The sequence below is a fragment of the Vreelandella subglaciescola genome, from assembly GCF_900142895.1.
In the GTDB taxonomy this organism is placed as follows: Bacteria; Pseudomonadota; Gammaproteobacteria; order Pseudomonadales; family Halomonadaceae; genus Vreelandella; species Vreelandella subglaciescola.
Map to the genome: position 1 here is coordinate 3,018,371 of NZ_LT670847.1, position 24,566 is coordinate 3,042,936.

A 24,566-nucleotide genomic window follows, 5' to 3' on the forward strand; every position below is an offset into this window, starting at 1 on the left:
GTTAATCAGCCAGATAGAGCGCGGAAGGCACCGCGCTTGCTGACTGTTCGGGCCAGTTGGTGCTGAAGTGCAGGCCACGTGACTCGTGACGCTGCCCGGCGGCTTTTACCGTGAGCTGTGCCAAGCGCAGCGCATGCCAGAGCCGCCGGCTTTCCGGATGGCTGAGAGCGGGATCCAGAGCTAGCAGTGCTGCCATTATGGCGTCGAGAGCAGCGGATGCTCGGTCAAGCCCCGCGTGGTTGCGCACGATCGATACGTCGCGGCTCATGGCCGCGCGCATGGCATGACGCAGCCGAGCCAGCTCGTTCAGGTCAACCGGCGCGTCAGGATCAAGCGGTGACGATGCCGTTGAATGGGCGGCGGGTAGTGTTGCTTGCGCATCAAAAATCCGCTGCGCGCAGCTGCGGGCAAACACCAGACATTCCAGCAGCGAGTTGCTGGCCATGCGGTTGGCACCGTGAAGCCCGGTGCAGGCGGTTTCCCCCACGGCGTAAAGGCCGGCAACGCCGGTGGCGCCGTCAAGATCCGTAGCCACGCCGCCGCAGCTGTAATGCGCGGCGGGCACCACGGGAATCGATTGGCGGGTAATGTCCATGCCGCGTGTGGCGCAGTGGGCAACGATCGTCGGGAAATGATGACGAATGGCGTCGGCGCCGAGATGGCGAATATCCAGCCAGACGTGGCCGCTGGTGCCGCGTTTGATCTCGGCATCAATGGCGCGGGCGACCACATCGCGGGGCGCCAGCTCGGCGCGTTCATCAATCGCCGGCATGAAGCGTTCGCCGGCGTCGTTGAGCAGGTGTCCGCCCTCGCCGCGTACCGCTTCGCTGATCAAAAAGGCGGGGCCGTCAGGGTCATACAGGCAGGTCGGATGAAACTGCTGAAACTCGAGATTGGCCAGCCTGGCACCCAGCGTAGCGGCCATCATCATGCCTTCGCCACTGGCGGGCGCGGGCGTGGTGGTGTGCGCATAAAGCCCGCTGGCGCCGCCGGTGGCGAGCACGGTATGCCCTGCCACAATACGCTGAATTTGGCCCGTATCGTCAACGCCGTAAGCGCCGTGGCAAGCGCCGTTGTTATCGCCTGCCAGGTCGGTGACGGTTAGATTGCTCAGTATCTGAATGTTGGCATGGCGCGCCACGCGCTGGCCCAGCGCCTCCACTACGGCGTGGCCGGTAGCGTCGTCGGCGTGGATGATACGCCGGGCGCTGTGACCGCCTTCGCGGGTGAGGTGGTAAGGGTAGGGAGCGTCGGGCGTGGTGTCCGGGGTAAAAGCAACCCCGCAGGCAAGCAGCCACTCGATGGCCGCGGGGCCGTTTTCCACGGTGAAGCGGACGGCGGCTTCATCGCACAGGCCGTCGCCGGCAATCAGGGTGTCCTGCACGTGGGCGTCAAGGTCATCATCGGGCGCCAGCACCGCAGCTATGCCGCCCTGGGCCCAGCGGCTGGCGCCGCTGCGGTCATCACCGGCCGGGCGTATCAGCGTAACGCGCCGGTGCTCGGCCAGGTGCAATGCCAGCGTCAAACCGGCAACGCCGCCGCCAACAATCAGGACGTCGGTGTGCGCTGTACTGACATGAGTCGTGCTGTGAGTCGTGTTCATGGGCCGCTCCTTTCAGCCAAGAATAACCATGGCCGTGACACGCTGCACAAAGGTACAGAAAAGCCAAAAGGCGACTACTATAGCGTAAAAAGCACGATTATCGCGATAAGCGATTCAGTGGAACATAACGAGGGCAGGCGATACTAAAGGATGTGGTGTTGATCAGGTGGCGCGTTGAATAAGAAGGAAGTGCTACTGATGGTGCCCGGAGCCGGACTTGAACCGGCACGCCATAAGGCAAGCGATTTTAAGTCGCTAGTGTCTACCAATTCCACCATCCGGGCGAGAAAACCATAATAGGGGGTGTTGCACAAGGAAATGGAGGCTGGAGTCGGAATCGAACCGGCGTTAACGGAGTTGCAGTCCGCTGCATCACCACTCTGCCATCCAGCCTCAAGTCGTTGGAGCGGGAAAGGAGATTCGAACTCCCGACCCTCGCCTTGGCAAGGCGATGCTCTACCGCTGAGCTATTCCCGCTCGACTCGAAGGCGAATTATACGCGTTGCCTCCGCGTTGTCAACGATTTGATGCCAGACGATTTTTTCCTTGCGATGGCATGTGCCCAAAGCATTGGCATCAAGCGGCTTACATCGAACGGCTGAGATGTGGCCAGGCAGCCTTGAGGTACTGAATCATTGACCAGAGCGTCAGCGCGGCGGCGCCGTAAAGCGTAATGATGCCAACGTCGGCAATCATGTGGCCGGGTGGGAAGGCGAGGAGCACGAGAATCGCCACCATCTGCAGCGTGGTTTTCAGCTTGCCGATCCAGGATACCGCCACCGCACCGCGTTTGCCCATTTCAGCCATCCACTCGCGCAGGGCCGAAATCACGATTTCACGCCCGATAATCACCAGTGCGGGCAGCGTCAATACCCAGGTATCAAAGCGTTCGATCAGCAGCGCGAGTGCCACGGCGACCATGAGCTTGTCGGCCACCGGGTCGAGAAAAGCGCCAAACGGGGTGGATTGGTTCCAGCGGCGAGCAAGGTAGCCATCCAGCCAGTCCGTCACGGCGGCGAGCGCAAAAAATGCGGCGGCCACGGGCATGCTCCACTCGAACGGCAGATAAAACAGCACCACCAACAGGGGTATGAAGGCGATTCTAGCGAGCGTCAGGATATTGGGTATATTCATCGCGGAGTGCGAACCTTGCCGGAAAACGAGAGAGAAAACGTCGGGAAGCCGTTAAGTGCTCGCTCATTCTATCCCTCTTGCGAGATGGCATCCATGCTCGTGGGGCGTTTATCCGTGCAGCGACTGATAAATAATCTCGGCCAGTGCTTCGCTGATGCCGGGCACGCGTGCCAGTTCGCTGCGGCCGGCCTTTTTTACGCCCTGCAGGCCGCCAAAAAAACGCAGCAGCTCGCGGCGCCGCTTGGCGCCAATGCCGGGGATCTCCTGCAGCGTTGAGGTGCGGCGCGTTTTATCGCGAGCCGCGCGATGGCCGGCGATGGCAAAACGGTGGGATTCATCGCGAATGTGCTGCACCAGATGCAGCGCCGGCGAGGTGGCGTCAAGGGCGAGAGGGTGCTCAGGGGTGTCGAGAAAAAGCGTTTCCAATCCCGCTTTGCGGGTGGTGCCCTTGGCCACACCCAGCAGCGTAATCGACCCGATGCCCAGCGTTTCAAGCACGTTGCGCGCCATGTTGAGCTGGCCTTTGCCGCCGTCGACGACCAGTACGTCCGGCGCTGTGCCCGCATCGGTGGTAATGCGCTTTAACCGCCGAGTGAGCGCCTGCTGCATGGCGGCATAGTCATCGCCGGCGGCAACGCCGGTAATATTGAAGCGGCGGTAGTCGCTTTTGCGCGGGCCGTCGGGGTCAAACACCACGCAGGAGGCCACGGTGGCTTCGCCGTGGCTGTGGCTGATGTCAAAGCATTCAAGCCGCTTGGGGGTGTGCTCAAGCCCCAGGGCTTTTTGCAGCGCGGCGAAGCGTGTGCTCATTTGCTGGCGGCTGGCGAGCGTTGAGGTCAGGTGCTGTTCGGCGTTGGTGACGGCCAGATCCTGCCACTGGGCGCGGTGGCCACGTACCTGATGGGTCAGGCGAATATGCTTGCCAGCCTGTTGCGAGAGGGCGTTTTGCAGCAGCTGATCGTCGGTCAGTGCGTGAGACGTAATGACTTCGGCAGGAATGTCGTGGGGCTGGGCGAGATAATACTGCCCCACCACGTTGGCCAGCAGCGTGGCTGGCGCCAGATCCAGATCGTTCGGCGGCGTGTGGTGGCGGGCGCCAAGCAGGCGGCCATCGCGCACGCTGAGTATGGCCACGCTGAGCCCGCCGGGGCGCTGTGCCAGCGCAAAAATGTCCGCATCGCCGCCCTCGGTATCCACAAACTGGCGCTGCTGCAGCGTTCGCAGCTGTTGGATCTGGTCGCGAAGGCGCGCGGCTTCCTCGAAGTCCAGCGCCTGGCTTGCCTGCTCCATGGCGTCGGTCAATGCCTGAGTAACGTGCTCACTTTTGCCTTCAAGGCACATTACGGCGTGCTCAAGATCGCGGCGGTAGTCAGCTTCGCTGATGTAGTCAACGCAGGGTGCGCTGCAGCGCCCGATCTGATATTGAAGGCAGGGGCGTGAGCGGTGGGCGAAGACGCTGTCTTCGCAGCTGCGAATGCGGAATATTTTCTGCATCAGCGCCAGGCTTTCACGCACCGCGCCGCTGCTGGGGTAGGGGCCAAGGTAGCGGCCGTCGCTTTTGCGCTGGCGGGCGCGCTTGTATTCCAGTGCGGGAAACGCATGGCGGTCGGTGACGAAGACAAACGGGTAGGATTTATCGTCGCGCAGCAGAATATTATAGGGCGGGCGCAGCGATTTGATCAGCGTCTGTTCAAGCAGCAGCGCTTCGATTTCGCTGCGCGTGACGGTGATGTTGATATCGGCAATGCGTCCGACCATGGCCTGGGTCTTGGCGTTCAGGCGGCCGCGGAAATAGCTGGCAAGGCGGGCATTCAGCCGTTTGGCCTTGCCCACGTAAAGCGTATTGCCCTGAGCATCCAGCATGCGATAAACGCCCGGTGAGGCGCCGACGGTGCTCAGGAATTGTTTGGCATCAAAGGTCATAGCGTCGTGGTCTGACAGTCGCATGGGTAATGTGGGCAGTCTATCAGACTCGGCGTTTCAACCGTCTATCGTTCATCCGTTCACTGTTTCAAACCCGTCAACCAGACCGTGATGCAGGGCAAGGTGCGTAAGTTCGACGTCGGTTTTTACCTTGAGCTTGTCAAATAACCGATAGCGGTAGGTGTTGACGGTTTTCGCGCTGAGATGCAAGCGGTCGGATATTTCCTGCACGCGCTGGCAGTTGACGATCATCAGGGCGATTTGCAGCTCGCGCCGCGAGAGCTGGTCGAACAGGCCGGTTTGACCTGACAGATTGGCAAGCGCAAGACGCTGGGCAATGTTTTTGCTGACATAGCGTCGGCCGTGAAAGACATGGCGAAGCGCATCGATCATTTCCTGGTGGTCGGCGCCCTTGCTTAAAAAGCCGGCCGCCCCGGCATCGAGAATATGTCGGGCAACGCTGTCCTCAATATGTGCCGTTAATACCAGCACCTTGATGTCGGCCATGCCGCGCTGAATGCGCCGTGTTGCCTCCAGGCCGCCAATGCCGGGCATGCGAATATCCATGAGGACAATGTCGGGGCGCTTTTGCCGGCACAGGGCCACCGCGCTTTCGCCATCGACGGCTTCACCGACAATGGCAATATCGCATTCCTGGCTGAGCAGATACGCAATGCTGGTTCTGACCAGGTGGTGATCATCGGCAATCAGTACGTTGATCAAAGGGCGGCTCCCGGGTGGCTGAGGCAGGAATGGCAATAACCGGATGGTGTAAAATGATTGTTACAAAATAGTGCCATAAGCCTGACCTAAGAAACATGAGGTTCTTGCCTGTTTCGTCATGACTTGACTCGGCTCAATTTTCCCCCTATCATTCGCTCCGCTGCAGCAGAAAGCGCAGCATCTGGGGCCTTAGCTCAGCTGGGAGAGCGCAACACTGGCAGTGTTGAGGTCAGCGGTTCGATCCCGCTAGGCTCCACCAGATATTATCAACCGCCCGATGACATTTTTGTTATCGGGCGGTTTTTTGTTGGGTATTTGTTGGGTCTCTGCCGCTGGCACTTGGCGTGCCGGCGGCAGATGTCGGTCAGGCATAGGCAGGCGTGAAGAGGGTTAGCTGATCTTGCCCAGCAGCAAAAACTCTATGAGGGCTTTCTGGGCGTGCAGGCGGTTACCGGCTTCCTGCCAGACCACGGCACGCGGGTCATCCAGTAGCGTGGTGCTGATTTCCTCGCCGCGGTGGGCGGGCAGGCAGTGTAAGAACAGCGCGTCTTCCTTGGTGAGGTCAAGCAGCGCTTCGGTGACCTGAAAGCCGGCAAAGTCGGCTTCGCGCTTGGTCTGTTCTTCTTCTTGCCCCATTGACGCCCAGACGTCGGTAGTCACCAGATCGGCATCGGTAACGGCCTGCTGCGGGTCGTGCAGAATGCTGACCTGATCTCCCGCGGCGGCGACGATATCGGCGCGCGGCTCGTAGCCTTTTGGGCAGCAAACGCGCAGCTTGAAGCCGAACTGGCGGGCGGCGTTGATCCATGAATGACACATGTTGTTGCCATCGCCAATCCATACCGCGGTGCGATCTTGCACGCGGCCGCGCAGCTCGATCCAGGTCATGACGTCGGCGAGTAGCTGGCAGGGGTGGTAGTCGTCGGTGAGCGCGTTAATGACCGGCACCTGACTCGCCGCGGCATACTCTTCCAGTCCTGCGTGAGAGAACGTGCGGATCATCACCGCATCGACCATTTCAGCAAGGACCCGTGCGGTATCGCCGATGGGTTCGCCACGACCCAGCTGGGTGTCGCGCGGCGAGAGGAACAGCGCGTGTCCGCCAAACTGCGCCATGGCCGTTTCAAACGACACCCGGGTGCGCGTGGAGGATTTCTCGAAAATCATCGCCAGCGTACGGTTGGGAAGCGGCGTATAGTTTGGCCCCTGGGCTTTCAGGTTGCTCTTGATGGTGATGGCGCGCTGAATCAGGTAGTGCAGCTCGTCTTGAGTCAAGTCCAGAAGGGTCAGAAAATGGCGCGTCGCCATAGCAGCTCTCCGTGTAAAACGACCATCCTAGCGATGCCACAGGGGATGCGCAACGCGAACGGCATGCGTAGAATGGCACCAACGCACAAGGCCGAGTAGCATGGTCGGGTATTATCGAGGTCACACTCTATTGTTGATGCCAGCGGCGGGGCCTGAGCCCCTCGCTGGCAAGCGTAAGGAGGCTTTATGAGCACCACTGTGGAAAACATTCAGCAGCAAATTAGCGAAAATCAGATCCTGATTTACATGAAAGGCACACCGCAGCTGCCCCAGTGCGGTTTTTCGGCGCAAACCGTACAGGCGCTGATGAGCTGCGGCGAGCGCTTTGCGTTCGTTAACGTGCTGGATAACCCGGATATTCGTGCCGAGCTGCCGAAAGTCGCCAGCTGGCCGACCTTCCCACAGCTGTGGGTAGAAGGCGAACTGGTCGGCGGCTGCGACATCGTGGTGGAAATGCACGAGAGCGGTGAGCTGGAAAAACTGGTCAAGGCCGCCGGCGAGCGTGCCAACGCCGCGCAAGAAGGCGACAACGCCTAGGAAACCCGCTGTGCTGTCAGCAGCGGCTGGCGGGCAGGATGTTGGTTGACGGTGTGTTGGCTGACAGGGTGGCAGCCGCTAGAATGGTGCCACTCTCTATTTTTTTGCCCGCCAAAGGATATTCTGCCCCATGAGCTATCAGGTTCTGGCCCGTAAATGGCGGCCACGTACATTCCACGAACTCGTGGGGCAAACGCACGTGCAGCGCGCCTTGGTCAACGCGCTTGATCAGGGGCGCTTGCACCATGCCTACCTGTTTACCGGTACCCGCGGCGTGGGCAAGACCACGCTGGCGCGGATTCTGGCCAAATGCCTCAACTGCACGGCCAACGGCCAGGGCGACGAAGGCGTTACCTCAACGCCCTGCGGGCAGTGCGGCAGCTGCCGGGCGATCGACGAAGGGCGCTTTGTTGACCTGATCGAAGTCGATGCCGCCTCGCGCACCAAGGTGGAAGACACCCGCGAGCTGCTGGATAACGTCCAGTACGCGCCGACCCAGGGGCGTTACAAGGTGTATCTCATTGACGAGGTGCACATGCTCTCGACCAGCAGTTTCAACGCGTTGTTGAAAACGCTGGAAGAGCCGCCGCCCCACGTCAAATTCCTGCTGGCGACTACCGACCCGCACAAGCTGCCGCCAACGGTGCTGTCGCGCTGCCTGCAATTTACCCTCAAGCATATGCCGCCGGAACGCGTGGTTGAACATTTGACCCATGTGCTGGGCGAAGAGGGCGTGGCGTTTGAAGAGAGCGCGCTGTGGCTATTGGGCAAGGCGGCCGACGGCTCCATGCGTGACGCCATGAGCCTCACCGATCAGGCCATTGCCTTTGGCCAGGGCGCGATACACCACGCCGACGTCGCCGCCATGCTGGGCACGCTGGATCATCGCCACGTGCTGGCGCTCATCGAGGCGCTGGCCGACGTTGACGTGGCGCGCCTGCTGAGCGAAGTCTCGCAGCTGGCCGAGCAGGGGCCCGATTTCGCTGCGGTGCTGGACGACGTGACGGCGATTTTGCATCGTCTCGCGGTGGCGCAGATGGTGCCCGACGCGGTGGATAACGGCCACGGCGACCGCGATACGGTGCTGGCGCTGGCCGCGCGCTTTACCGCCGAAGACGTGCAGCTTTATTACCAGATCGGCATTCAGGGGCGCGGCGACATGGCCCACGCGCCGGATTTGCGCAGCGCGCTGGAAATGACCCTGCTGCGCATGCTGGCGTTTCGCCCCCAGGGTGTGCCCCGGCCGCCGGCAACACCGCTGCCGCTGCAGCCGGAACGCCCGCCCGCCGACGAGGCGCCTACCGCTGCTAACGCCGCGACTGAACCCGCGCCGCCGAGTCAGCCCGCTGAGCCCGTGCCACCCGCCGAGCCGCCGCCGTGGGCGACCGACGAAGCGCCGCCGGTGGTTGAGCCGGAACCTGAGCCAGCGATCCCGCCTGAACCGGTAAACGAGCCTGAACCTAAATCTGAGCCCGCGCCACCGCCCGCCGCCGAGGCGCCACCACAGGGCGATCCGGTACCGCCGGGAAGGCTCGATCATGCCGGCTGGGTTGACGGTTTTGACGCGCTGGGGCTGGGCGGGCTGACGCGCAATCTGGCCGCACACTGTCAGCTGGAAAGCGACGACGGTGAAACCCTGGTGCTGCGCCTTGATCCCAGCCAGGCGGCCATGCAGGCCGACGTACACGACACCCGGATTGCCAAAGCGCTGGCGGCAAACGGCATTGAACGCCGCGTGACGATGAGCGCAGAAGTGCTTGACGCCACGCTTGAAACGCCCAAAGCGCGGGACGCTCGGGTAGGGCAGGAGCGCCAGGAAAAAGCGCTTGATACGCTCAACCGTGATCCCCATATACAAGAGCTTAAGCAGGCATTCGGCGCGACGTTCATGGAAAACGGCGTGATGCCTGCGAAGCACGCCGACTGACACACCCTTTACTTTGACTCGGGAGACATCGCCATGATGAAAGGCGGAATGGGCAACATGATGAAGCAGGCTCAGGAAATGCAGGAAAAAATGCAGCGTGCTCAGGAAGAAGTCGCCAAGGCGGAAGTGCAGGGCGAAGCCGGCGCCGGCATGGTTAAAATCACCATGAACGGCCGCCATGACGTGAGCAAGGTCGATATCGACCCGAGCGTGATGGAAGAAGACAAAGAGCTGCTGGAAGACCTGCTTGCGGCAGCGGTCAACGACGCCGTGCGCAAGATTGAAGCAAGCTCCAAAGAACTGATGGAAGGCGCCACTTCCGGGCTGGATCTGCCGCCCGGCTTTAAAATGCCGTTCTGATTGGATGCGCTTCTCACCGCTTGTTGAACAGCTGATGGACGCCTTTCGGGTGCTGCCGGGGGTCGGGCCGAAAACCGCCCAGCGCATGGCCATGCACGTGCTGGAGCGCGAACGCGAAGGCGGTCAACGCCTGTCAGCAACGCTTGCCGAAGCCATTGAGGCCGTGGGCTATTGCCAGCGCTGCCGTACGCTGACCGAAGCCGAGCTGTGCGCGCTGTGCCAAAGCCCGCGGCGCGATGAAACGCTGCTGTGCGTGGTGGAGTCGCCGGCCGACCAGCTTGCCATCGAAGAGGCCGGCGGCTTTCGCGGGCGCTATTTCGTGCTCCACGGCCATCTGTCGCCGATTGACGGCATTGGCCCGGAGGCCATCGGTCTTGAGCAGCTGGAGAGCCTGGTGGCTCAGGCGCACGTGCATGAAATCGTGCTGGCGACCAACCCCACGGTAGAAGGCGAAGCCACTGCGCACTATATTGCCACCCAGCTGGCCGCCTACGGCGTGACGTTTTCCCGCCTGGCCTACGGCGTGCCCATGGGCGGCGAACTTGAATACGTTGACGGCGGTACGCTAAGCCGCGCCTTCAATGGCCGCCTGCCTTTTGCCAGCGAATAAACGCTGCCGCGCACGACGGCGTGCGCGCACTTTAGGGAAAACCTGCTTTTGTCCTTGATTGACTCCCCCTCGTACCAGTGGATTGACACGCCCGAAGCGCTGGATGACGCCTGCGCCCATCTGGCGGATGCTGACGTTATCGCGCTGGATACCGAGTTTTTTCGTGAAAAAACCTTTTACCCGGTGACCGCGCTGGTCCAGTTTGCCGGCAACGGCGTGACCTATCTGGTGGACCCGCTGGCGGTTGACTGCACGCCGGCGTGCCAGGCGCTGCTGCAGAATGCCGCGCTGAAACTGATTCACGCCTGCAGCGAAGACCTTGAGGTGTTTCAGTGCTGGGCCGGTGTGTTACCCACGCCGCTGATGGATACTCAGGTGGCGCAGGGGTTTCTGAGCGAAACGCCCGGCATGGGCTATCAAAAACTGGTGGCTTACTGGCTGGATGAAGACCTGCCCAAGGAAGAAACCCGTTCGAACTGGCTGAATCGCCCGCTGACGCCGTCGCAGTGTGATTACGCCGCGCTGGACGTTATCTGCCTGCTCGAAGTGTGGCAGAAGCAGGCCGACGCGCTGGAAAAAAACGGGCGAATGGCCTGGGCCAGAGCGCAGTGCCAAACGCTGATCGAGCAGGCCGGGCGCAGCGCCGAGCAGGATGCCCAGTGGTTTACCCGTCAGCGCCAACTATGGCGGCTAACGCCGCGTCAGATCGAGGCCTACCGGCTGATGACAACCTGGCGCGAAGGCGAAACCCGCCAGCGCAACCTGCCGCGTAACTGGCTGGTCAGCGATAAAGTGCTGTTTGCCGTCGCCACCGCCATGCCTAAAAACCGCTTTGAGCTGGCCGCGGTGGAAGACATCAAACCGTCGTTTATCAAAAAAGACGGCGATACCCTGCTGGCGCAGGTGAAAGCGGCGCGGGAGTGTGAGGCCGAGGCGCTGCCGCACGCCTGGCCAGACCCGGCTCGTCCGCCGTTCAAGCCGCTGTTCAAAACGCTGAAAAAAGCCGTCAGTGAGCGCGGCGAAGCGCTGGGGATGGCGCCCGAAATGCTCCTGCGTCGGCGCGATATTGAAGCGATTGCGATGCAGGTGCTGGCCGGTGACACGCCGGTATTGCCCGACGGCTGGCGCGGCGAGTGCCTGAACGACGCGCTGACCCAAGCGCTCAAGGAGACGTCATGACCGCAACGACTGCCGGCTTATCCGGCCGCCTTATTTGCGAAGTGTTCAAAAGCCCGCGTAAAGAAGAAACGTACCTGTACGTGGACAAGCGCCAGGGGCTGGTGGATGTGCCCGAGGCGCTGCTGGAGCATTTCGGCAAGCCGGTAGCGGTGTTCACCATGCTGTTGACCGCCGACAAGCCGCTGGCGCGTGCCAACGCGGCGGACGTGATGGCGGCGATTCACGCTCAGGGATTTTACTTTCAGATGCCGCCGGCGAAAGAGGACTACCTGCTCGACCTTTACCGGACACCGACCCAGGCGGTTTACTAGGCTGACTACAAGCCGTGGAGGAGGGCGTATGACAACGAAGCTGCGCGAACGCTTTTGGGAACGCTTTACCCTGGAAGAGCTCAACGATGCCGAATGGGAAGCGCTGTGCGACGGCTGCGGGCAGTGCTGCCTGCTCAAGCTTCACGATGACGACACCGAAGAAGTGGCGGTGCTCAACGTGGCCTGCCGGCTGCTGGATACCCACAGCTGCCAGTGCAGCGACTACCCCAACCGCTTTGACAGCGTGCCCGACTGCACTCAGTTGACGCCTGCGCTGGTCAGGGAGTTTACTTGGCTGCCGCACACCTGCGGCTACCGGCGCGTGGCCGAAGGCCGCAAGCTTGCCGGCTGGCATCCGCTACTCAGCAACGACGCCGAGCGCGTACACCGCAAGGGCATCAGCGTGCGCGGCTTCGCCGTGTCCCAGGATGACGTCCCCGAAGACCGCCTTGAAGAGCACATTATTGCCGTGCTGCCGATGTAGGTTCGCGCCATCAAGATGCTATCGATTGTCGACTGACGACTAAGTTTTCAACGATAGGAGATAGGAATGACCGCTTCTGTTTTATCTGACTGGACACCAGGCGCTGCTGACAAAGACATCCCGCCAATCGGCGCCTTGTTACTGACGGGGGTCAGCCTGCCGGCGGCAGCGATCTTTGAGTCGCCGCTAGCGCAAAATATCGCGTGGATGCAGCGTTTTGCCGAATCCCACGGCGCGCGGCTCTCGCCGCACGGCAAGACCACCATGGCGCCGGCCTTATTTCGTCGTCAGCTCGAGGCCGGCGCCTGGGGCATTACGCTGGCTACCGCACCGCAGTGTCGTGCAGCTTTCGCCGGTGGCGTGACGCGCCTGCTGATGGCCAACCAGCTTGTTGGCGAGCCCAACATGGCGATCGTCGCCGAACTCATCGGGGCGGGTGCCGAGTTCTACTGCGTGGTTGATTCCGCGACGAACGTCACCGCGCTGGGCCGCTACTTCGCCGCGCGCGGCCAAACTCTCAATGTGTTGATCGAGCTGGGGGTTGCCGAGGGGCGCTGCGGCTGCCGTGATAGCGCCCAGGTCGAGGCACTGGTGGGCGTAATCGCCGAGCAGTCAGCATTAGCGCTGGTCGGGATCGAAGGCTATGAGGGGATGATCGCGGGGGGCGACGAGGTCGCCGCAGTAAGCGCCTACGGTGAGCGGCTGGTGGAGACCGTCAGGACGCTGCGTGCGAGCGATACGCTCCGACGTGAGGCGCCGATCGTTACCGCCTCAGGTTCTAAGTGGTTCGACCTGATCGCCGAGGCATTCGATAAGGCGGAGCTGCGCGAGTATTACACGCCCGTGCTGCGTCCGGGCTGCTATGTGGTCCATGACCACCGGCTCTATGCCGGCGCCATGGCGGATATAAAGGCTCGTAATCCGGGGCTGATCGGCGACCTGCAGCCGGCGCTCGAGGTGTTCGCTCACGTTCAGTCGTTGCCCGAGCCCGGCCTGGCGATCGTGGCCCTGGGCAAGCGCGACATTGGCCACGAGCCGGACCTGCCGCTGCCGCTGAGGCTCTATCCGCTGGTCTCACACCCGGCGTCAGCCGCGACAGCGGTGGACATTAGCCGCTGGAAGGCCACGCATATCATGGATCAGCATACTTTTTTGGAAATTCCCCGCGATACCGAGTTGGCGGTTGGCGATGTGCTCGCCTTCGGCACGTCGCACCCGTGCCTGACCTTCGATAAGTGGCGACAGATGTGTCTAGTAGATCGCGAGCTGAAGGTGCTTGACGCGCTGGAAACGCGTTTCTGATGGCCATGAACCTCGAGCACTACCTGAGCGTGATTTTTCGCTAACCATGCTGATTAGCAGTGGGAACCCCCGGAGAGGTGGCTAATCCCAGCGCCCAGAGGATGAAGGCATCCTGTCGGGCGGCGTCGCGCCAGGCTTTGAACCGGCCCGAGGCGCCGCCGTGGCCGCTGCTCATATCGGTATACAGCAGCACCGGCGCTTTGCCCTGCTGGCACTGTGCCACTCGCGCATAGTATTTGGCCGGCTCCCAGTAGGCCACGCGGGTATCAAACCAGCTGCCTTCGATCCACAGCGCGGGGTAGGTCTGCGGTGTGACGTTATCCACCGGCGAGTAGCCGCGAATGCGTGCGGCAACCTCGGGCGCTTCGGGGTTGCCCCATTCGCTGTATTCGGCGGTAGTCAGCGGCAGGTCGGGGTTTTGCATGGTGCGCAGCACGTCGACAAAGGGTACGTCGAGCACCGCCGCGCAGAAGGCCTGGGGCGCACGGTTGACGCAGGTACCCACCAGCAGGCCGCCGGCGCTGGCACCATAGGCGACGATACGCTCGGGCAGGCTGACGCCTTCGGCCACCAGTGCGTCCCGGGCGGCCAGGAAATCGTTGAAGCTGTTTTCCTTGTGTTCCATTTTGCCGTTGAGATACCAGGGCTCGCCGCGTTCGCCGCCGCCACGCACGTGCGCGACGGCAAAGGCTACTCCGCGATTGAGCAGCTCCAGCCGGGCGATCGAAAACCACGGGTCCTGCGGGTCGCCGTAGGCGCCGTAGCCGTAAAGCAGCGTGGGCAGCGGCTGGCCGGCAAGATCCGCCCGCATGACGATGGAGACGGGCACGGCTTCGCCGTCGGCGCTTTTGGCCCACAGCCGCCGGCTGGTCAGCCTATCCGGCGTCAAGTCGCCGTAAAGCGGCAGCGTTTTGATCACGCGGCGCTCGCCGCTTTCAAGGTCGAGCTCGATCCAGCGCGGCGGCTGGGTGAAGGATTCTTCGCGTAGTCGCAGCGTTTGGGTGGCAAAGTGCGGCGCGTCTTCAAGCATCTGCGAACAGGGCGTTTCCGGCAGCGCTAGTACGCTGTCGCCAATAGGGCGGTGAGCCGCGTCGAATACCAGCCGACGCAACGTGACCTGCGCTTGGGCGTGGTCGCGCTCGGCTAGCACCAGCCCCCAAGAAAAGACGTCGATGCCTTCAATCGTTACGCTTTCGCGGTGCGCCACCAGCGGTTTCCAGTCGGCCTGATCGGGGCTTTTTAGCGCGGCGTCTTCGGGCGTGACGTCCAGCTGAAAGTGCGCCCCTGCGCGGTTGTGAAGGCGGTAGAAAAAGCCCGGCCGGTGATCAATGCTGGCTTCAACGCCGGCCTCGCGCGGGTGCAGGCAGCGTGGTGCGGCGCCGGGCTCATCTGCCGGGATCAGATGGGTTTCGCTGGTGTCCTTGGAGGCGCTTTCCAGCATGATCCAGCGCCGCGAGCGGGTTTTGTCCATACCCACCCAGAACTCGGGGTCGTCTTCGCGCCATATTAGCTGAGGCGTGTCGGTGCCGATTTGATCCTCAAGCGTTAGCGACAAGCGCCACAGGCTATCGGGGCGTTGGGTGGCATCAAAGTGGGTGAACAGCAGCGTTGCCCGGGCATCGTGTTGGTCTTCAGCCCAGCACAGTGCGGGGCCAATATCATCCAGCACGCGCTGGGCGTCGCCGTTGGGCAGCGCCTTGATCCACAGCGTAAAACGCTCGTCGCCCTGGGTGTCTTCGGTCCACGCCAGCCACTGCTCGTCGGGTGTCAGCGCCATGTCGCCGATATCGTAAAAATCATGGCCGGTAGCGCGCGCTGGAACGTCAAAAAAGCATTCGCGCGCCTCGGGATTGTCGTTCGGGTAGCGCCACCAGCGCGAGTAGTCGGCATCGGCGGCGGTTTCACTATAGAACGTATAGTGGTCAAGCGCGGTCTCAAGGCTTGAGAGAGCAAGCTCGCGCCGCGCAAGGTGGCCGTGATAAAGCGCGTCGGCCAGCGGTTTTAGAGGTTTAAACCACGCCGCGTGCTGTGCGTTGGCGGCGTCAAGAAAGGCCTCGACCTCGGGCGCGTCGCTGTGTTCAAGCCAGTGCCACTCGGGGTCATTAGGGCGAAAGTCGCGTTCCACTGGCGAAAGCTCGGCATTGTCTGGCTGTGCTTTTCTCAATTGACGGGTACCATAACGGAAAATGTAGCGTGGATGCTGACATCCACAAGAGGAGTATTATGCTGTTTGCAGATTCAATGTCACTGCTTTGGTTGACCTATTACGGGATCTCGATTTTGGTGCTGGGCGCCGTGTATCTGGCCTTTGCCTTCTTGCCGCGCCTGCCGCGGCTATTATTGACCTGGGCGATTGGCGGCGCGATGTGGATGCCGGCGAGTTTTGTATTGCCGCTGGTGGAAGAAGGCGAGTTCTATACCGGCTGGGCGCCGTCGGCGATGGTCGCGGCGGTGGGCGTTCTGGAAAAAGACTCATCGGCGGTTGGCGGCCTGTTGTGGTTGCTCGCGGGTGTGGTGCTGGGCTCGCTCATAGGCATCGCCCTTTGGTGGTGGCGCCGCCCGTATCGTCAGGGAGACGATCATACGCCGTCAACGGCCGCTGACCCCAAGTCCGCCGAGCACAGCCCTCGTCGTCGCGAGCCGGTGGTCGGTTAAGCGTCAGCGCCATTCAATGAGCGTGAGTCAATGAAAGGAGTCAGCGATGTGTGAGCTTTTGGGCATGAGCGCCAACGTGCCGACGGATATTTGCTTTAGTTTTGCCGGCTTTTTGCACCGCGGCGGCGGCACCGGCCCGCACCGTGACGGCTGGGGCATCGCGTTTTACGAGCAGGGTGGCTACCGCGATTTTCGGGATCCGCACCCGTCGGTTGATTCACCCATCGCGCGGCTGATCTGCGACTATCCGATTAAGTCCCATGTCGTAATCAGTCATATCCGCCAGGCCAACGTGGGCGAGGTGACGCTTGCCAATACCCACCCGTTCACCCGGGAAATGTGGGGGCGGCCATGGTGCTATGCACACAACGGCCAGCTGGAAGGCTGGCAAGACCTGCCGCTGGGCAGCTATACCCCGGTGGGTAAAACCGACAGCGAACACGCCTGCTGCTTTTTGCTCGGCGAGCTACGCCGCGAGTTTCCTACGCCGCCGGACGAGCCGCAACGGCTCTGGCAGCATTTGCACGCGCTATGCGAGCGTCTGCGGGCGCTGGGCGTTTTCAACCTGCTACTGTCCGACGGCGACTACCTGTATACGTTTTGCTCGACTAAGCTTGCTCATATTACCCGGCGTGCGCCGTTCGGCGAGGCCGAGCTTTCCGACGCCGAGATGACGGTCAACTTTGTCGAGCACACCACGCCCGACGATATTGTCTCGGTGATTGCCACCGAACCGCTGACGCATAACGAAAAGTGGCAGCGCATGGCGCCGGGCGAGCTTCTGGTGTGGCAAGACGGCGAGATTCAGGCGCGCTACACGGCCGCTGCCATGTCATCGGCGCGGGGCTGAAAAGGGCTTGGTAAGCGTCAGCCATTGACGCAAAGCGACCAGACGACGGGGCGGATTAGACAAAGGATGTAAATGAAACAAAAGTTTCAAGCGGTCGTTTTACAGCGTATGGCGGGTTGTATATGGTGAATCGTATATGGTGAATCGATAGCCGTAATGCTTGAAACAACAACAAAGTCGGTTACTAGATCGACATGGATAGCGGAGACTGCCGATGAGCGAACATATCTCTTCCTCAGCGCCTGAGGGCGAAGATACCAATGGTTCGGTGCCCGTCGAATCGGTGCTCTACGGGCCCGCGCTTGAAGGGCTTGAGCGGTATAGCTCGATTACCGACGTGTTGTATAAAGCCGTCGAACGCTTTGGTGCTAAGCCCGCCTTTACCTGTATGGGGAAAACGCTAAGCTTCAACGAGCTGGAACGCCTGTCGGCGAGCTTTGCTGCTTGGCTGACCCATGAAACCGATCTTGAACCCGGCGACCGTGTCGCTATTCAGTTGCCCAACGTGCTGCAGTTTCCCGTGGCGGTCTTCGGCGCGCTGCGTGCGGGGATGGTGGTGGTCAATACCAACCCGCTTTACACCGAGCGTGAAATGGCGCACCAGTTCAAGGATGCCGGCGCCAAGGCAATCGTGATTCTGGCCAACATGGCTGCCAAGCTCGAAAAGGTGCTGGAGAAAACCGACATCCGCCACGTGCTGGTGACCGAACTGGCCGATTTGCACGATGCCCCCAAGCGCTGGGTCATCAACGCCGCCGTCAAATACGTGAAAAAAATGGTGCCGACGTATTCGTTGCCGAGTTCGACGCCGTTTCGTCAGGCGCTGCGCAAGGGCAGTACGCTGAGCCAGCAGGATGCTCCCCGCGGGCTTGATGACCTGGCAGCGCTGCAATATACCGGCGGCACCACCGGCAAACCCAAGGGCGCGATGCTGACCCACCGCAATCTGGTGGCCAACATGGTGCAGGCGCGTACGGCCATTGGCGGCAATATCAAGGAAGGGGAAGAGCTGGTGATTGCGCCGCTGCCGGTGTATCACATCTATACGTTTACCGTGAACTGCCTGTTTCTGGTGGATACCGGCAACCATTCGCTGCTGATTCCCAACCCCCGTGATCTGGACGGCTTTGTCAAAGCGCTCAAGGGCTTGTCCTTTAGCGGATTTATCGGCCTGAACACGCTGTTCAACGCGCTGTGCAATCGAGATGATTTCAAACAGCTGGATTTTTCCTCCCTGCACCTGACCATTTCCGGCGGCATGGCGTTGACCAGTGCGGCCGCCAAGCGCTGGCACGACGTGACCGGCTGCCCCGTGGCCGAGGGCTACGGGCTGACCGAAACCTCGCCGATTGTGACGTTCAACCCCAGCGAGGCGATACAGCTGGGCAGCATCGGCAAGCCGGTGGCGGGCACGTCGGTCAAGGTGGTCGACCCGGAAGGCAACGACGCGGCGCTGGGCGAGCCGGGCGAGCTTTGCGTCAAAGGCCCTCAGGTGATGAAAGGCTACTGGCAGCGTGACGACGAAACGCGTCAGGCCGTCAAGGACGGCTGGTTTGCCACCGGCGATATTGCCGTGCTGCAGGATGACGGCTACGTACGCATCGTGGATCGCAAAAAAGACATGATTCTGGTGTCCGGTTTCAACGTTTACCCCAACGAAATCGAAGACGTTGTGGCGGCTCACCCCGATGTGCTTGAGTCCGCCGCCGTGGGGATCCCCGATGACGATAGCGGCGAGGCCATCAAGCTGTACGTCGTGGCCAAAGGCGACGGGCTTGATGCCGAGACGCTGCGGCGCTGGTGCAAAAAAGAGCTGGCAGGCTACAAGGTGCCGAAGCACGTGGTGTTTCGCGACGAGCTGCCCAAGACCAACGTGGGCAAGGTGCTGCGCCGCCAGCTGCGCGATGAAGACGACAAGGCGGCGGACGCGACCGGGAACCGCGACGCATAGCCCGGCCTTTACAGCGTGGCGTGAAGCTGGAATCATCGCGGCGTCAGTATTTTCAAAAATCATTTCCACAAACGGAGATCGTCATGCCGATCGTCAATATCCAGCTCATTGAAGGCCGTACTGCCGAGCAGAAAGAAACGCTGATCAAAAACGTCACCGACGCCTGCGTTGAATCCGTTGACTGCACGCCGGAAAGCGTACGCATCCTGCTCTCCGATGTTGAAGTGCAGGACTTTGGCGTTGCCGGTGAATCCGTCGCCAAGCGCCGCGCGGATAAATCGTCTTGAGTTCGCGTTAGCGCACCGGGGTAGGTGCCGCTTGCCCGAAAGCGTTACAATGGTCAGCCCGCTCAAACGAGCGGGCTGACTGTTTATGAATACGTCTTTATGAATATGTCGTTATAAATACGTTGCTATGAAAAACCGTGCCTGCACCTGCTGATGGAATTGATCCGACCGTGACTGCCGATACCTCAGATTCTTCTACCGTGACGCCGGCTGTGCCTTTGGCTGATGCCAGGGCCGCCCATGCCGAGCGCCTGAGTGCTTTGCGCAAGGCCGCCTCTACGCTGATGCTGAGCGATGCCCAGCGCATTGAGCGGCGCTTTGCCGGGATTGAGCGCCGCCTGCGCGACGGTAAACCGGTGGATCGCGGCCTTGACGAGATAACTCGCGAAGTAGAGCGCGCCGGACGTTTGGTGCAGGCGCGCCGAGACCAGCGTGTGGCGCTGAACTACCCCCCGGAACTGCCGGTAGTCGAGCGCCGCGAGGATATTCTCAAGGCGCTCGATGAGCATCAGGTGGTGATTGTGGCCGGTGAAACGGGTTCGGGGAAAACCACCCAGCTGCCCAAGCTCTGCCTTGAACTGGGGCGCGGCCGGCGAGGGCTGATCGGGCACACCCAGCCGCGCCGGCTGGCGGCACGCAGCGTTGCCACACGGCTGGCCGAAGAGCTTTCCACGCCGCTGGGTGATCAGGTGGGCTATCAAGTGCGCTTTACCGATCAGAGCCGTGATACCACTCTGGTCAAACTGATGACCGACGGGATTCTGCTGGCCGAAACCCGCCACGACCCGCTGCTGTGGCGCTACGACACGATCATTATCGACGAGGCCCACGAGCGCAGCCTGAACATCGATTTTCTGCTCGGCTATCTCAAGCGATTATTGCCCAAACGGCCCGATCTCAAAGTGGTTATCACCTCGGCGACCATCGACGTAGAGCGCTTTTCCGCACACTTCGGCACGCCCGGCCGCCCCGCGCCGGTGGTCGAGGTGACCGGGCGCACCTATCCGGTCGGGGTGCGCTATCGCCCGCTTACGCGCGAGGCTGACGACGAAGACGACAGCACTCTGCAGGAGGGTATCGTGCAGGCGGTGGCGGAAATCGAGCAGATCGAGCGTGAAAACCACTGGCTGCACGGCCCGCGCGATGTGCTGGTGTTCCTGCCCGGCGAGCGTGAAATCCGCGAAACTGCCGACACCCTGCGCCGCGCCGACTTCAAGGGCACCGAGATTCTGCCGCTTTATGCGCGGCTGTCCAACGCCGAGCAGAACCGCGTGTTTGCCCCGCACCGCGGGCGGCGTATTGTGCTCGCCACCAACGTGGCGGAAACCTCGCTGACCGTCCCCGGGATTCGCTATGTGATTGACCCGGGGCTGGTGCGCATCAGCCGCTACAGTTACCGTGCCAAGATTCAGCGCCTGCCGGTCGAGCCGGTCAGTCAGGCCAGCGCTAACCAGCGCAAGGGCCGCTGCGGGCGGATCGCCGAAGGCGTCTGTATCCGCCTGTATGACGAAGACGATTTTCTCGCTCGCCCCGAGTTCACCGATCCGGAAATCCAGCGGACGAACCTGGCTTCGGTGATTCTGTCCATGCTGGCGCTTAAGCTGGGCAGCATCGAGGCGTTTCCGTTTGTCGATCCGCCTGACAGCCGCTTTGTCAAAGACGGCTTCCGACTGCTGTTCGAGCTGGGCGCGGTGAGTGAAAAAAATGCGCTGACCCCGCTTGGCCGCCAGATTGCGCGCCTGCCGGTCGACCCGCGGCTGGCGCGGATGGTGCTGGCCGGTGCCGAGCGCGGCAGCCTGCGCGATGTGCTGGTGGTGGTCTCGGCGCTGTCGATTCAGGACCCGCGCGATCGCCCGGCGGATAAACGTCAGGCGGCGGATCAGGCGCACAATCGCTGGCACTCGCCGGAGTCGGATTTTGTCGCGCTGGTCAATCTCTGGCACGGCGTGGAAAACGCTCGTGAGGCGCTCTCCGGCAACCAGCTCAGGCGCTGGTGCCGCGAGCATTACATCAACTACCTGCGCGTGCGCGAATGGCACGATACCTTCCGTCAGCTGCGTCAGCTGCTGCGCGATATGGACATCGAAGTGCCGCCGCCGGCGCCCAAAGACCCCGAACAAAGCGAAGAAGAGGCGCGCAAGCTCCGGCGCACAACCTCCGGCAAGCTGCACCAGGCGTTGCTTTCGGGGCTTTTATCCAACCTGGGTTTGCTGACCGAAAATCGCGAATACCTGGGCGCGCGCAACCGCAAGTTCGTGATTCATCCGGGCTCGGGGCTGGCGAAAAAATCGCCCAAATGGCTGATGACCTTTGAGCTGATCGAAACCTCGCGGCTGTTTGCCCGCATGGTGGCGAAAATTGATCCGGCGTGGATCGAGCCGCAGGCCGAGCATTTGGTCAAGCGCAGCCATAGCGACCCACACTGGGAAATGAAGCGCGCTCAGGTGGTGGCGAAAGAACAGGTTACGCTGTTTGGCCTGCCGATTGTCAGCGGGCGCAGCGTGCACTTTGGCGCTATCGCACCGCAGGAATCTCGTGAGCTGTTTATCCGCCGCGCGCTGGTAGAAGGCGAATTCCACACCAGGGGCGAGTTTTTTGCCCATAACCGCGCGCTGGTGGAAGAGGTCGAAGCGCTTGAAGATCGCGCTCGGCGTCGGGATATTCTGGTCGACGAAGACACGCTGTTCGATTTCTACGACGCGCGTATTCCGGCGGATATCGTCAACGGCAAGGGCTTTGAGCACTGGCGCAAAAAGGCCGAAGAGCAGGATCCGACGCTGCTCAGGTTTGATCTGGATGCGCTCAAGGCGCGCGATGCCGAGGACGTGACGCGGTCGCAATACCCGGATCACCTGACGCTCGCCGGGGTGAGCTATCCGGTCAACTATCATTTTGCTCCCGGCGCCGAGGATGACGGCGTCACGCTGACCGTGCCGGCGGCGATGCTCTCGCAGCTGCCGGTACACGCGCTGGAATGGCTGGTGCCGGGGCTGCTGCGCGACAAATGCATTGCGCTGTTGAAGTCGCTGCCTAAAAGTCTGCGCCGCCAGGTCGTGCCGATTCCTGACTGGGTGGATGCCGCACTTGAAGCGCTTACCCCCGACGAACGCCCGCTGACCGAAGCGCTGGGCGAGTTCCTTCGCCGGCGTACCGGCACGCGGTTAAGCCCTGACGACTGGCGGCTTGAGCAGCTGGAGCCGCACTTGGTGATGAACCTGCGCGTGGTCGGCCATGATGGCCAGACGCTGGGTCAGGGGCGCGATGCGCGCGCGCTGGAAAAACGCTTTGAAGACGCCGCCAGCCGTGGCGCACAGGCGTTGGCGGCGCAGGTCAGTCAAGAGCCGAAACTCGAAGGGCTGCCTGACAAGGCGCTGCCGGAATCCCGTGTGACCGAGCAGGCAGGGATTCGTGTGGAAGCCTACCCGGCGCTGGTCAAGGACGGCGATGCCTTTAGCGTGGCGCTGCTGGATCATCCGGCCAAGGCGGAAGCCGCTCACCGTGAAGGCGTCGCCCGCATGGCCATGGCGCAGCGCCCGGGCTGGGTCAAGGCGATCAAGCAGCTTTCCGGCGTCACCCGCTGCGCGCTGCTGTTTGCCAAGGTGGGCGGCAAGCAGGCGTTTGTCGATGATCTGGTACTGGCGGTATTTACTCAGGTGGTGGCGGTAGACCCGCTGCCGCGTTCGGCGGCGGCACTTGAACAGCGCTTGGCCGATACTGAAGAGGCGATTATCCCCCACGCGGAAACGCTGCTCGATCAGGCGCACGCTGCGCTCAAAGAGCATCTGGAAGTGACCAAAGTGTTGAAAGGCCGGCTCAACTTCGCGCTGGCGCTGGTCTACAGTGATATCAAGGCGCAGATGAAGAGGCTGGTGTACCCCGGTTTCCTGTGCGATGCCGGCGAATGGCTGGCGCATTATCCGCGCTATATGCAGGCCGCGCTGTTGCGGCTGGAAAAAGCCCCGCGTGAACGCGGGCGCGACCAGATGCTGATGGGTGAAGTCCAGGCACTGGAAACCCGCTTTGATACGCGGCGGGACAGCGAGCGCCGCGGCCGCGTTGAGGCGCCCGAGCTGGTGGCCTTTGGCTGGTGGCTTCAGGAGCTGCGTGTTTCACTGTTCGCCCAGCAGTTGGGGACAAGCATGCCGGTATCGGTCAAGCGGCTGGAAAAACATTGGCAGGAGATTACTCGGGTGTAGCCGCGCCGCGTAGAATCACATAGAGCAGGGCGGCGTGCCGCCGAAAGGAGAGTTGCATGACACAGGTGGTAATTACCGGAACGGGGCTTTATACGCCCGAGCACGCCGTTGACAACGATGCGCTGGTCGCGACGTTCAATACCTGGGCCGAGGGTGAAAACGCGCGCCATGCCGACGCGAGTGCTGCGGGCGAGCGCGAGCCGCTGGCGTATTCCAGCAGTGCGTTTATTGAAAAGGCCTCCGGCATCAAAAGCCGCTATGTGCTGGACGCTGACGGCATTCTGGATCCCGAACGAATGCGCCCGCATCTGCCCGATCGCGGCAACGACGAACCGTCGATCCAGTGCGAAATGGCGCTCTCGGCCGCGCAGCAGGCGCTTACCAGCGCGGGTATCAACGCGGAAGATATCGAGCTGGTGATCGTGGCCTGCTCCAATCTTGAACGCGCCTATCCGGCCATTGCGGTAGAGCTGCAGCAGGCGCTGGGCACGCGTGGCTATGGGTTCGACATGAACGTGGCGTGCAGCTCGGCCACCTTCGCGCTGGAAACCGCGGCCAATGCCATTGCCTCGGGCAGCGTCAAGCGGGCACTTATCGTCAATCCGGAAATCTGCTCGGCGCACCTGAATTTTCGCGACCGCGACAGCCACTTTATTTTTGGCGATGCGTGCACGGCCATGGTGCTGGAAAATGACGTTGTCGCTCAGGCGCAAGAGCGCTATGCGATTCTCGGTACCAAGCTGGTCACGCAATTCTCCAATGCCATACGCAACAACGCCGGCTTTTTGAATCGCGTTACCGACAGCGATCCCGCTGCCCTCGATAAGCTGTTTGTGCAGGAAGGGCGGCGCGTCTTCAAAGAAGTCTGCCCGCTGGTGGCCAGACTGATCGGCAATCATCTGGCGTCGCTGGAACTGGGCGGCGGCGATGTGCGCCGGCTATGGCTGCATCAGGCCAACCTGCATATGAACGACTTGATTGCACGCAAGGTGCTGGGGGCGTCGCCGACGCTTGAGCAGGCACCGGTGATTCTTGACCGCTATGCCAATACCAGCTCGGCGGGCTCCATTATTGCCTTCCACCTGCATCGCGAGGCATTGAACAGCGGTGATATTGGCGTTATCTGTTCGTTTGGCGCCGGCTATAGCGCGGGCAGTGTTGTTGTGCAAAAAGTATAGCTGTGCAAAAAGTATAGCGTCGCCGCCTTGAGTACGACGCCCTGAATA

At 61.7% G+C, this 24,566-nt stretch carries 20 protein-coding genes and 4 tRNA genes; 15 read left to right on the forward strand and 9 right to left on the reverse strand.

Translation table 11 applies throughout. The features are described from left to right. Position 1: 1 nt before the first annotated feature. From nadB to B5495_RS14095, 7 genes are all read right to left on the reverse strand, one after another. On the reverse strand, positions 2–1,603 hold the full coding sequence (nadB, locus tag B5495_RS14065; RefSeq protein WP_079554708.1) for an L-aspartate oxidase: 1,602 nt from the start codon (positions 1,601–1,603) through the stop codon (positions 2–4). Positions 1,604–1,802: 199 nt separating this feature from the next. Further along, positions 1,803–1,887: transfer RNA gene (locus B5495_RS14070), tRNA-Leu, on the reverse strand. 35 nt (positions 1,888–1,922) lie between these two features. Beyond that, a tRNA-Cys gene (locus B5495_RS14075) sits at positions 1,923–1,996 on the reverse strand. A gap of 9 nt (positions 1,997–2,005) precedes the next feature. After that, a tRNA-Gly gene (locus B5495_RS14080) sits at positions 2,006–2,080 on the reverse strand. Positions 2,081–2,188: 108 nt separating this feature from the next. After that, positions 2,189–2,737 (reverse strand): CDP-diacylglycerol--glycerol-3-phosphate 3-phosphatidyltransferase, encoded by a 549-nt coding sequence (gene pgsA / locus B5495_RS14085; protein WP_079554710.1) that lies wholly within the window; start codon positions 2,735–2,737, stop codon positions 2,189–2,191. Between the two features lie 108 nt (positions 2,738–2,845). Then, entirely contained in the window at positions 2,846–4,660 is a 1,815-nt protein-coding gene (gene uvrC, locus B5495_RS14090; protein WP_079554712.1) for an excinuclease ABC subunit UvrC, read from the reverse strand. A gap of 72 nt (positions 4,661–4,732) precedes the next feature. Then, positions 4,733–5,383: a response regulator gene (locus B5495_RS14095; RefSeq protein WP_079554714.1), complete on the reverse strand. Its 651-nt coding sequence runs from the start codon at positions 5,381–5,383 to the stop codon at positions 4,733–4,735. 183 nt (positions 5,384–5,566) lie between these two features. On the opposite strand from B5495_RS14095, the gene B5495_RS14100 reads away from it, so the two are divergent. After that, a tRNA-Ala gene (locus tag B5495_RS14100) sits at positions 5,567–5,642 on the forward strand. Positions 5,643–5,773: 131 nt separating this feature from the next. Here the strand turns inward: B5495_RS14100 and argF are convergent. Further along, positions 5,774–6,691 (reverse strand): ornithine carbamoyltransferase, encoded by a 918-nt coding sequence (gene argF, locus B5495_RS14105; protein ID WP_079554716.1) that lies wholly within the window; start codon positions 6,689–6,691, stop codon positions 5,774–5,776. A gap of 186 nt (positions 6,692–6,877) precedes the next feature. Here argF and grxD point away from each other — a divergent pair, with 186 nt between their 5' ends. From grxD to B5495_RS14145, 8 genes are all read left to right on the forward strand, one after another. Next, a complete protein-coding gene (grxD, locus tag B5495_RS14110; protein ID WP_079554718.1) occupies positions 6,878–7,228 on the forward strand; it encodes a Grx4 family monothiol glutaredoxin in 351 nt (116 codons plus the stop codon). A gap of 130 nt (positions 7,229–7,358) precedes the next feature. Then, the gene (gene dnaX / locus B5495_RS14115; protein ID WP_079554720.1) at positions 7,359–9,155 is read left to right on the forward strand and encodes a DNA polymerase III subunit gamma/tau; all 1,797 of its coding nucleotides are present in this window, start codon (positions 7,359–7,361) and stop codon (positions 9,153–9,155) included. A 33-nt stretch (positions 9,156–9,188) separates the two neighbouring features. After that, on the forward strand, positions 9,189–9,515 hold the full coding sequence (locus B5495_RS14120; protein ID WP_079554722.1) for a YbaB/EbfC family nucleoid-associated protein: 327 nt from the start codon (positions 9,189–9,191) through the stop codon (positions 9,513–9,515). 4 nt (positions 9,516–9,519) lie between these two features. After that, a complete protein-coding gene (gene recR, locus B5495_RS14125) occupies positions 9,520–10,125 on the forward strand; it encodes a recombination mediator RecR (RefSeq protein ID WP_079554724.1) in 606 nt (201 codons plus the stop codon). Between the two features lie 48 nt (positions 10,126–10,173). Then, a complete protein-coding gene (gene rnd / locus B5495_RS14130) occupies positions 10,174–11,304 on the forward strand; it encodes a ribonuclease D (RefSeq protein WP_079554726.1) in 1,131 nt (376 codons plus the stop codon). Next, a complete protein-coding gene (locus tag B5495_RS14135) occupies positions 11,301–11,615 on the forward strand; it encodes a YcgL domain-containing protein (RefSeq protein ID WP_079554728.1) in 315 nt (104 codons plus the stop codon). The genes rnd and B5495_RS14135 overlap by 4 nt, the downstream gene beginning before the upstream one ends. 28 nt (positions 11,616–11,643) lie before the next feature. Next, a complete protein-coding gene (locus B5495_RS14140) occupies positions 11,644–12,099 on the forward strand; it encodes a YcgN family cysteine cluster protein (RefSeq protein ID WP_079554730.1) in 456 nt (151 codons plus the stop codon). A 66-nt stretch (positions 12,100–12,165) separates the two neighbouring features. After that, on the forward strand, positions 12,166–13,401 hold the full coding sequence (locus B5495_RS14145) for an amino acid deaminase (protein WP_079554732.1): 1,236 nt from the start codon (positions 12,166–12,168) through the stop codon (positions 13,399–13,401). Between the two features lie 40 nt (positions 13,402–13,441). Here the strand turns inward: B5495_RS14145 and B5495_RS14150 are convergent, their stop codons facing one another. Beyond that, complete coding sequence (locus B5495_RS14150) at positions 13,442–15,565, reverse strand: S9 family peptidase (protein ID WP_154045275.1); 2,124 nt, start codon at positions 15,563–15,565, stop codon at positions 13,442–13,444. Positions 15,566–15,624: 59 nt separating this feature from the next. Here B5495_RS14150 and B5495_RS14155 point away from each other — a divergent pair, with 59 nt between their 5' ends. From B5495_RS14155 to B5495_RS14180, 6 genes are all read left to right on the forward strand, one after another. Next, a complete protein-coding gene (locus tag B5495_RS14155) occupies positions 15,625–16,056 on the forward strand; it encodes a hypothetical protein (protein ID WP_079554736.1) in 432 nt (143 codons plus the stop codon). A 46-nt stretch (positions 16,057–16,102) separates the two neighbouring features. Continuing rightward, the gene (locus B5495_RS14160; protein ID WP_079554738.1) at positions 16,103–16,906 is read left to right on the forward strand and encodes a class II glutamine amidotransferase; all 804 of its coding nucleotides are present in this window, start codon (positions 16,103–16,105) and stop codon (positions 16,904–16,906) included. 214 nt (positions 16,907–17,120) lie between these two features. Then, positions 17,121–18,857: an AMP-binding protein gene (locus B5495_RS14165; protein ID WP_079554740.1), complete on the forward strand. Its 1,737-nt coding sequence runs from the start codon at positions 17,121–17,123 to the stop codon at positions 18,855–18,857. 83 nt (positions 18,858–18,940) lie between these two features. Then, positions 18,941–19,144: a 2-hydroxymuconate tautomerase gene (locus B5495_RS14170; protein WP_079554742.1), complete on the forward strand. Its 204-nt coding sequence runs from the start codon at positions 18,941–18,943 to the stop codon at positions 19,142–19,144. A 284-nt stretch (positions 19,145–19,428) separates the two neighbouring features. After that, positions 19,429–23,340 (forward strand): ATP-dependent RNA helicase HrpA, encoded by a 3,912-nt coding sequence (gene hrpA / locus B5495_RS14175; RefSeq protein ID WP_154045328.1) that lies wholly within the window; start codon positions 19,429–19,431, stop codon positions 23,338–23,340. A 56-nt stretch (positions 23,341–23,396) separates the two neighbouring features. After that, on the forward strand, positions 23,397–24,518 hold the full coding sequence (locus B5495_RS14180) for a beta-ketoacyl-ACP synthase III (protein ID WP_079554744.1): 1,122 nt from the start codon (positions 23,397–23,399) through the stop codon (positions 24,516–24,518). The last annotated feature ends 48 nt before the right edge of the window (positions 24,519–24,566 follow it).

Excerpts from the sequence above, each read along its gene's own strand:
- B5495_RS14120 (WP_079554722.1), top strand. The coding sequence starts at position 9,189 with ATGATGAAAGGCGGAATGGGCAACATGATGAAGCAGGCTCAGGAAATG.
- B5495_RS14165 (WP_079554740.1), top strand. The coding sequence starts at position 17,121 with ATGAGCGAACATATCTCTTCCTCAGCGCCTGAGGGCGAAGATACCAAT.
- nadB (WP_079554708.1), bottom strand. The coding sequence starts at position 1,603 with ATGAACACGACTCACAGCACGACTCATGTCAGTACAGCGCACACCGAC.
- B5495_RS14135 (WP_079554728.1), top strand. The coding sequence starts at position 11,301 with ATGACCGCAACGACTGCCGGCTTATCCGGCCGCCTTATTTGCGAAGTG.
- hrpA (WP_154045328.1), top strand. The coding sequence starts at position 19,429 with ATGCTGAGCGATGCCCAGCGCATTGAGCGGCGCTTTGCCGGGATTGAG.
- B5495_RS14160 (WP_079554738.1), top strand. The coding sequence starts at position 16,103 with ATGTGTGAGCTTTTGGGCATGAGCGCCAACGTGCCGACGGATATTTGC.
- pgsA (WP_079554710.1), bottom strand. The coding sequence starts at position 2,737 with ATGAATATACCCAATATCCTGACGCTCGCTAGAATCGCCTTCATACCC.
- B5495_RS14140 (WP_079554730.1), top strand. The coding sequence starts at position 11,644 with ATGACAACGAAGCTGCGCGAACGCTTTTGGGAACGCTTTACCCTGGAA.
- B5495_RS14180 (WP_079554744.1), top strand. The coding sequence starts at position 23,397 with ATGACACAGGTGGTAATTACCGGAACGGGGCTTTATACGCCCGAGCAC.
- B5495_RS14155 (WP_079554736.1), top strand. The coding sequence starts at position 15,625 with ATGCTGTTTGCAGATTCAATGTCACTGCTTTGGTTGACCTATTACGGG.
- grxD (WP_079554718.1), top strand. The coding sequence starts at position 6,878 with ATGAGCACCACTGTGGAAAACATTCAGCAGCAAATTAGCGAAAATCAG.
- recR (WP_079554724.1), top strand. The coding sequence starts at position 9,520 with ATGCGCTTCTCACCGCTTGTTGAACAGCTGATGGACGCCTTTCGGGTG.
- B5495_RS14145 (WP_079554732.1), top strand. The coding sequence starts at position 12,166 with ATGACCGCTTCTGTTTTATCTGACTGGACACCAGGCGCTGCTGACAAA.
- B5495_RS14170 (WP_079554742.1), top strand. The coding sequence starts at position 18,941 with ATGCCGATCGTCAATATCCAGCTCATTGAAGGCCGTACTGCCGAGCAG.
- dnaX (WP_079554720.1), top strand. The coding sequence starts at position 7,359 with ATGAGCTATCAGGTTCTGGCCCGTAAATGGCGGCCACGTACATTCCAC.
- uvrC (WP_079554712.1), bottom strand. The coding sequence starts at position 4,660 with ATGACCTTTGATGCCAAACAATTCCTGAGCACCGTCGGCGCCTCACCG.
- argF (WP_079554716.1), bottom strand. The coding sequence starts at position 6,691 with ATGGCGACGCGCCATTTTCTGACCCTTCTGGACTTGACTCAAGACGAG.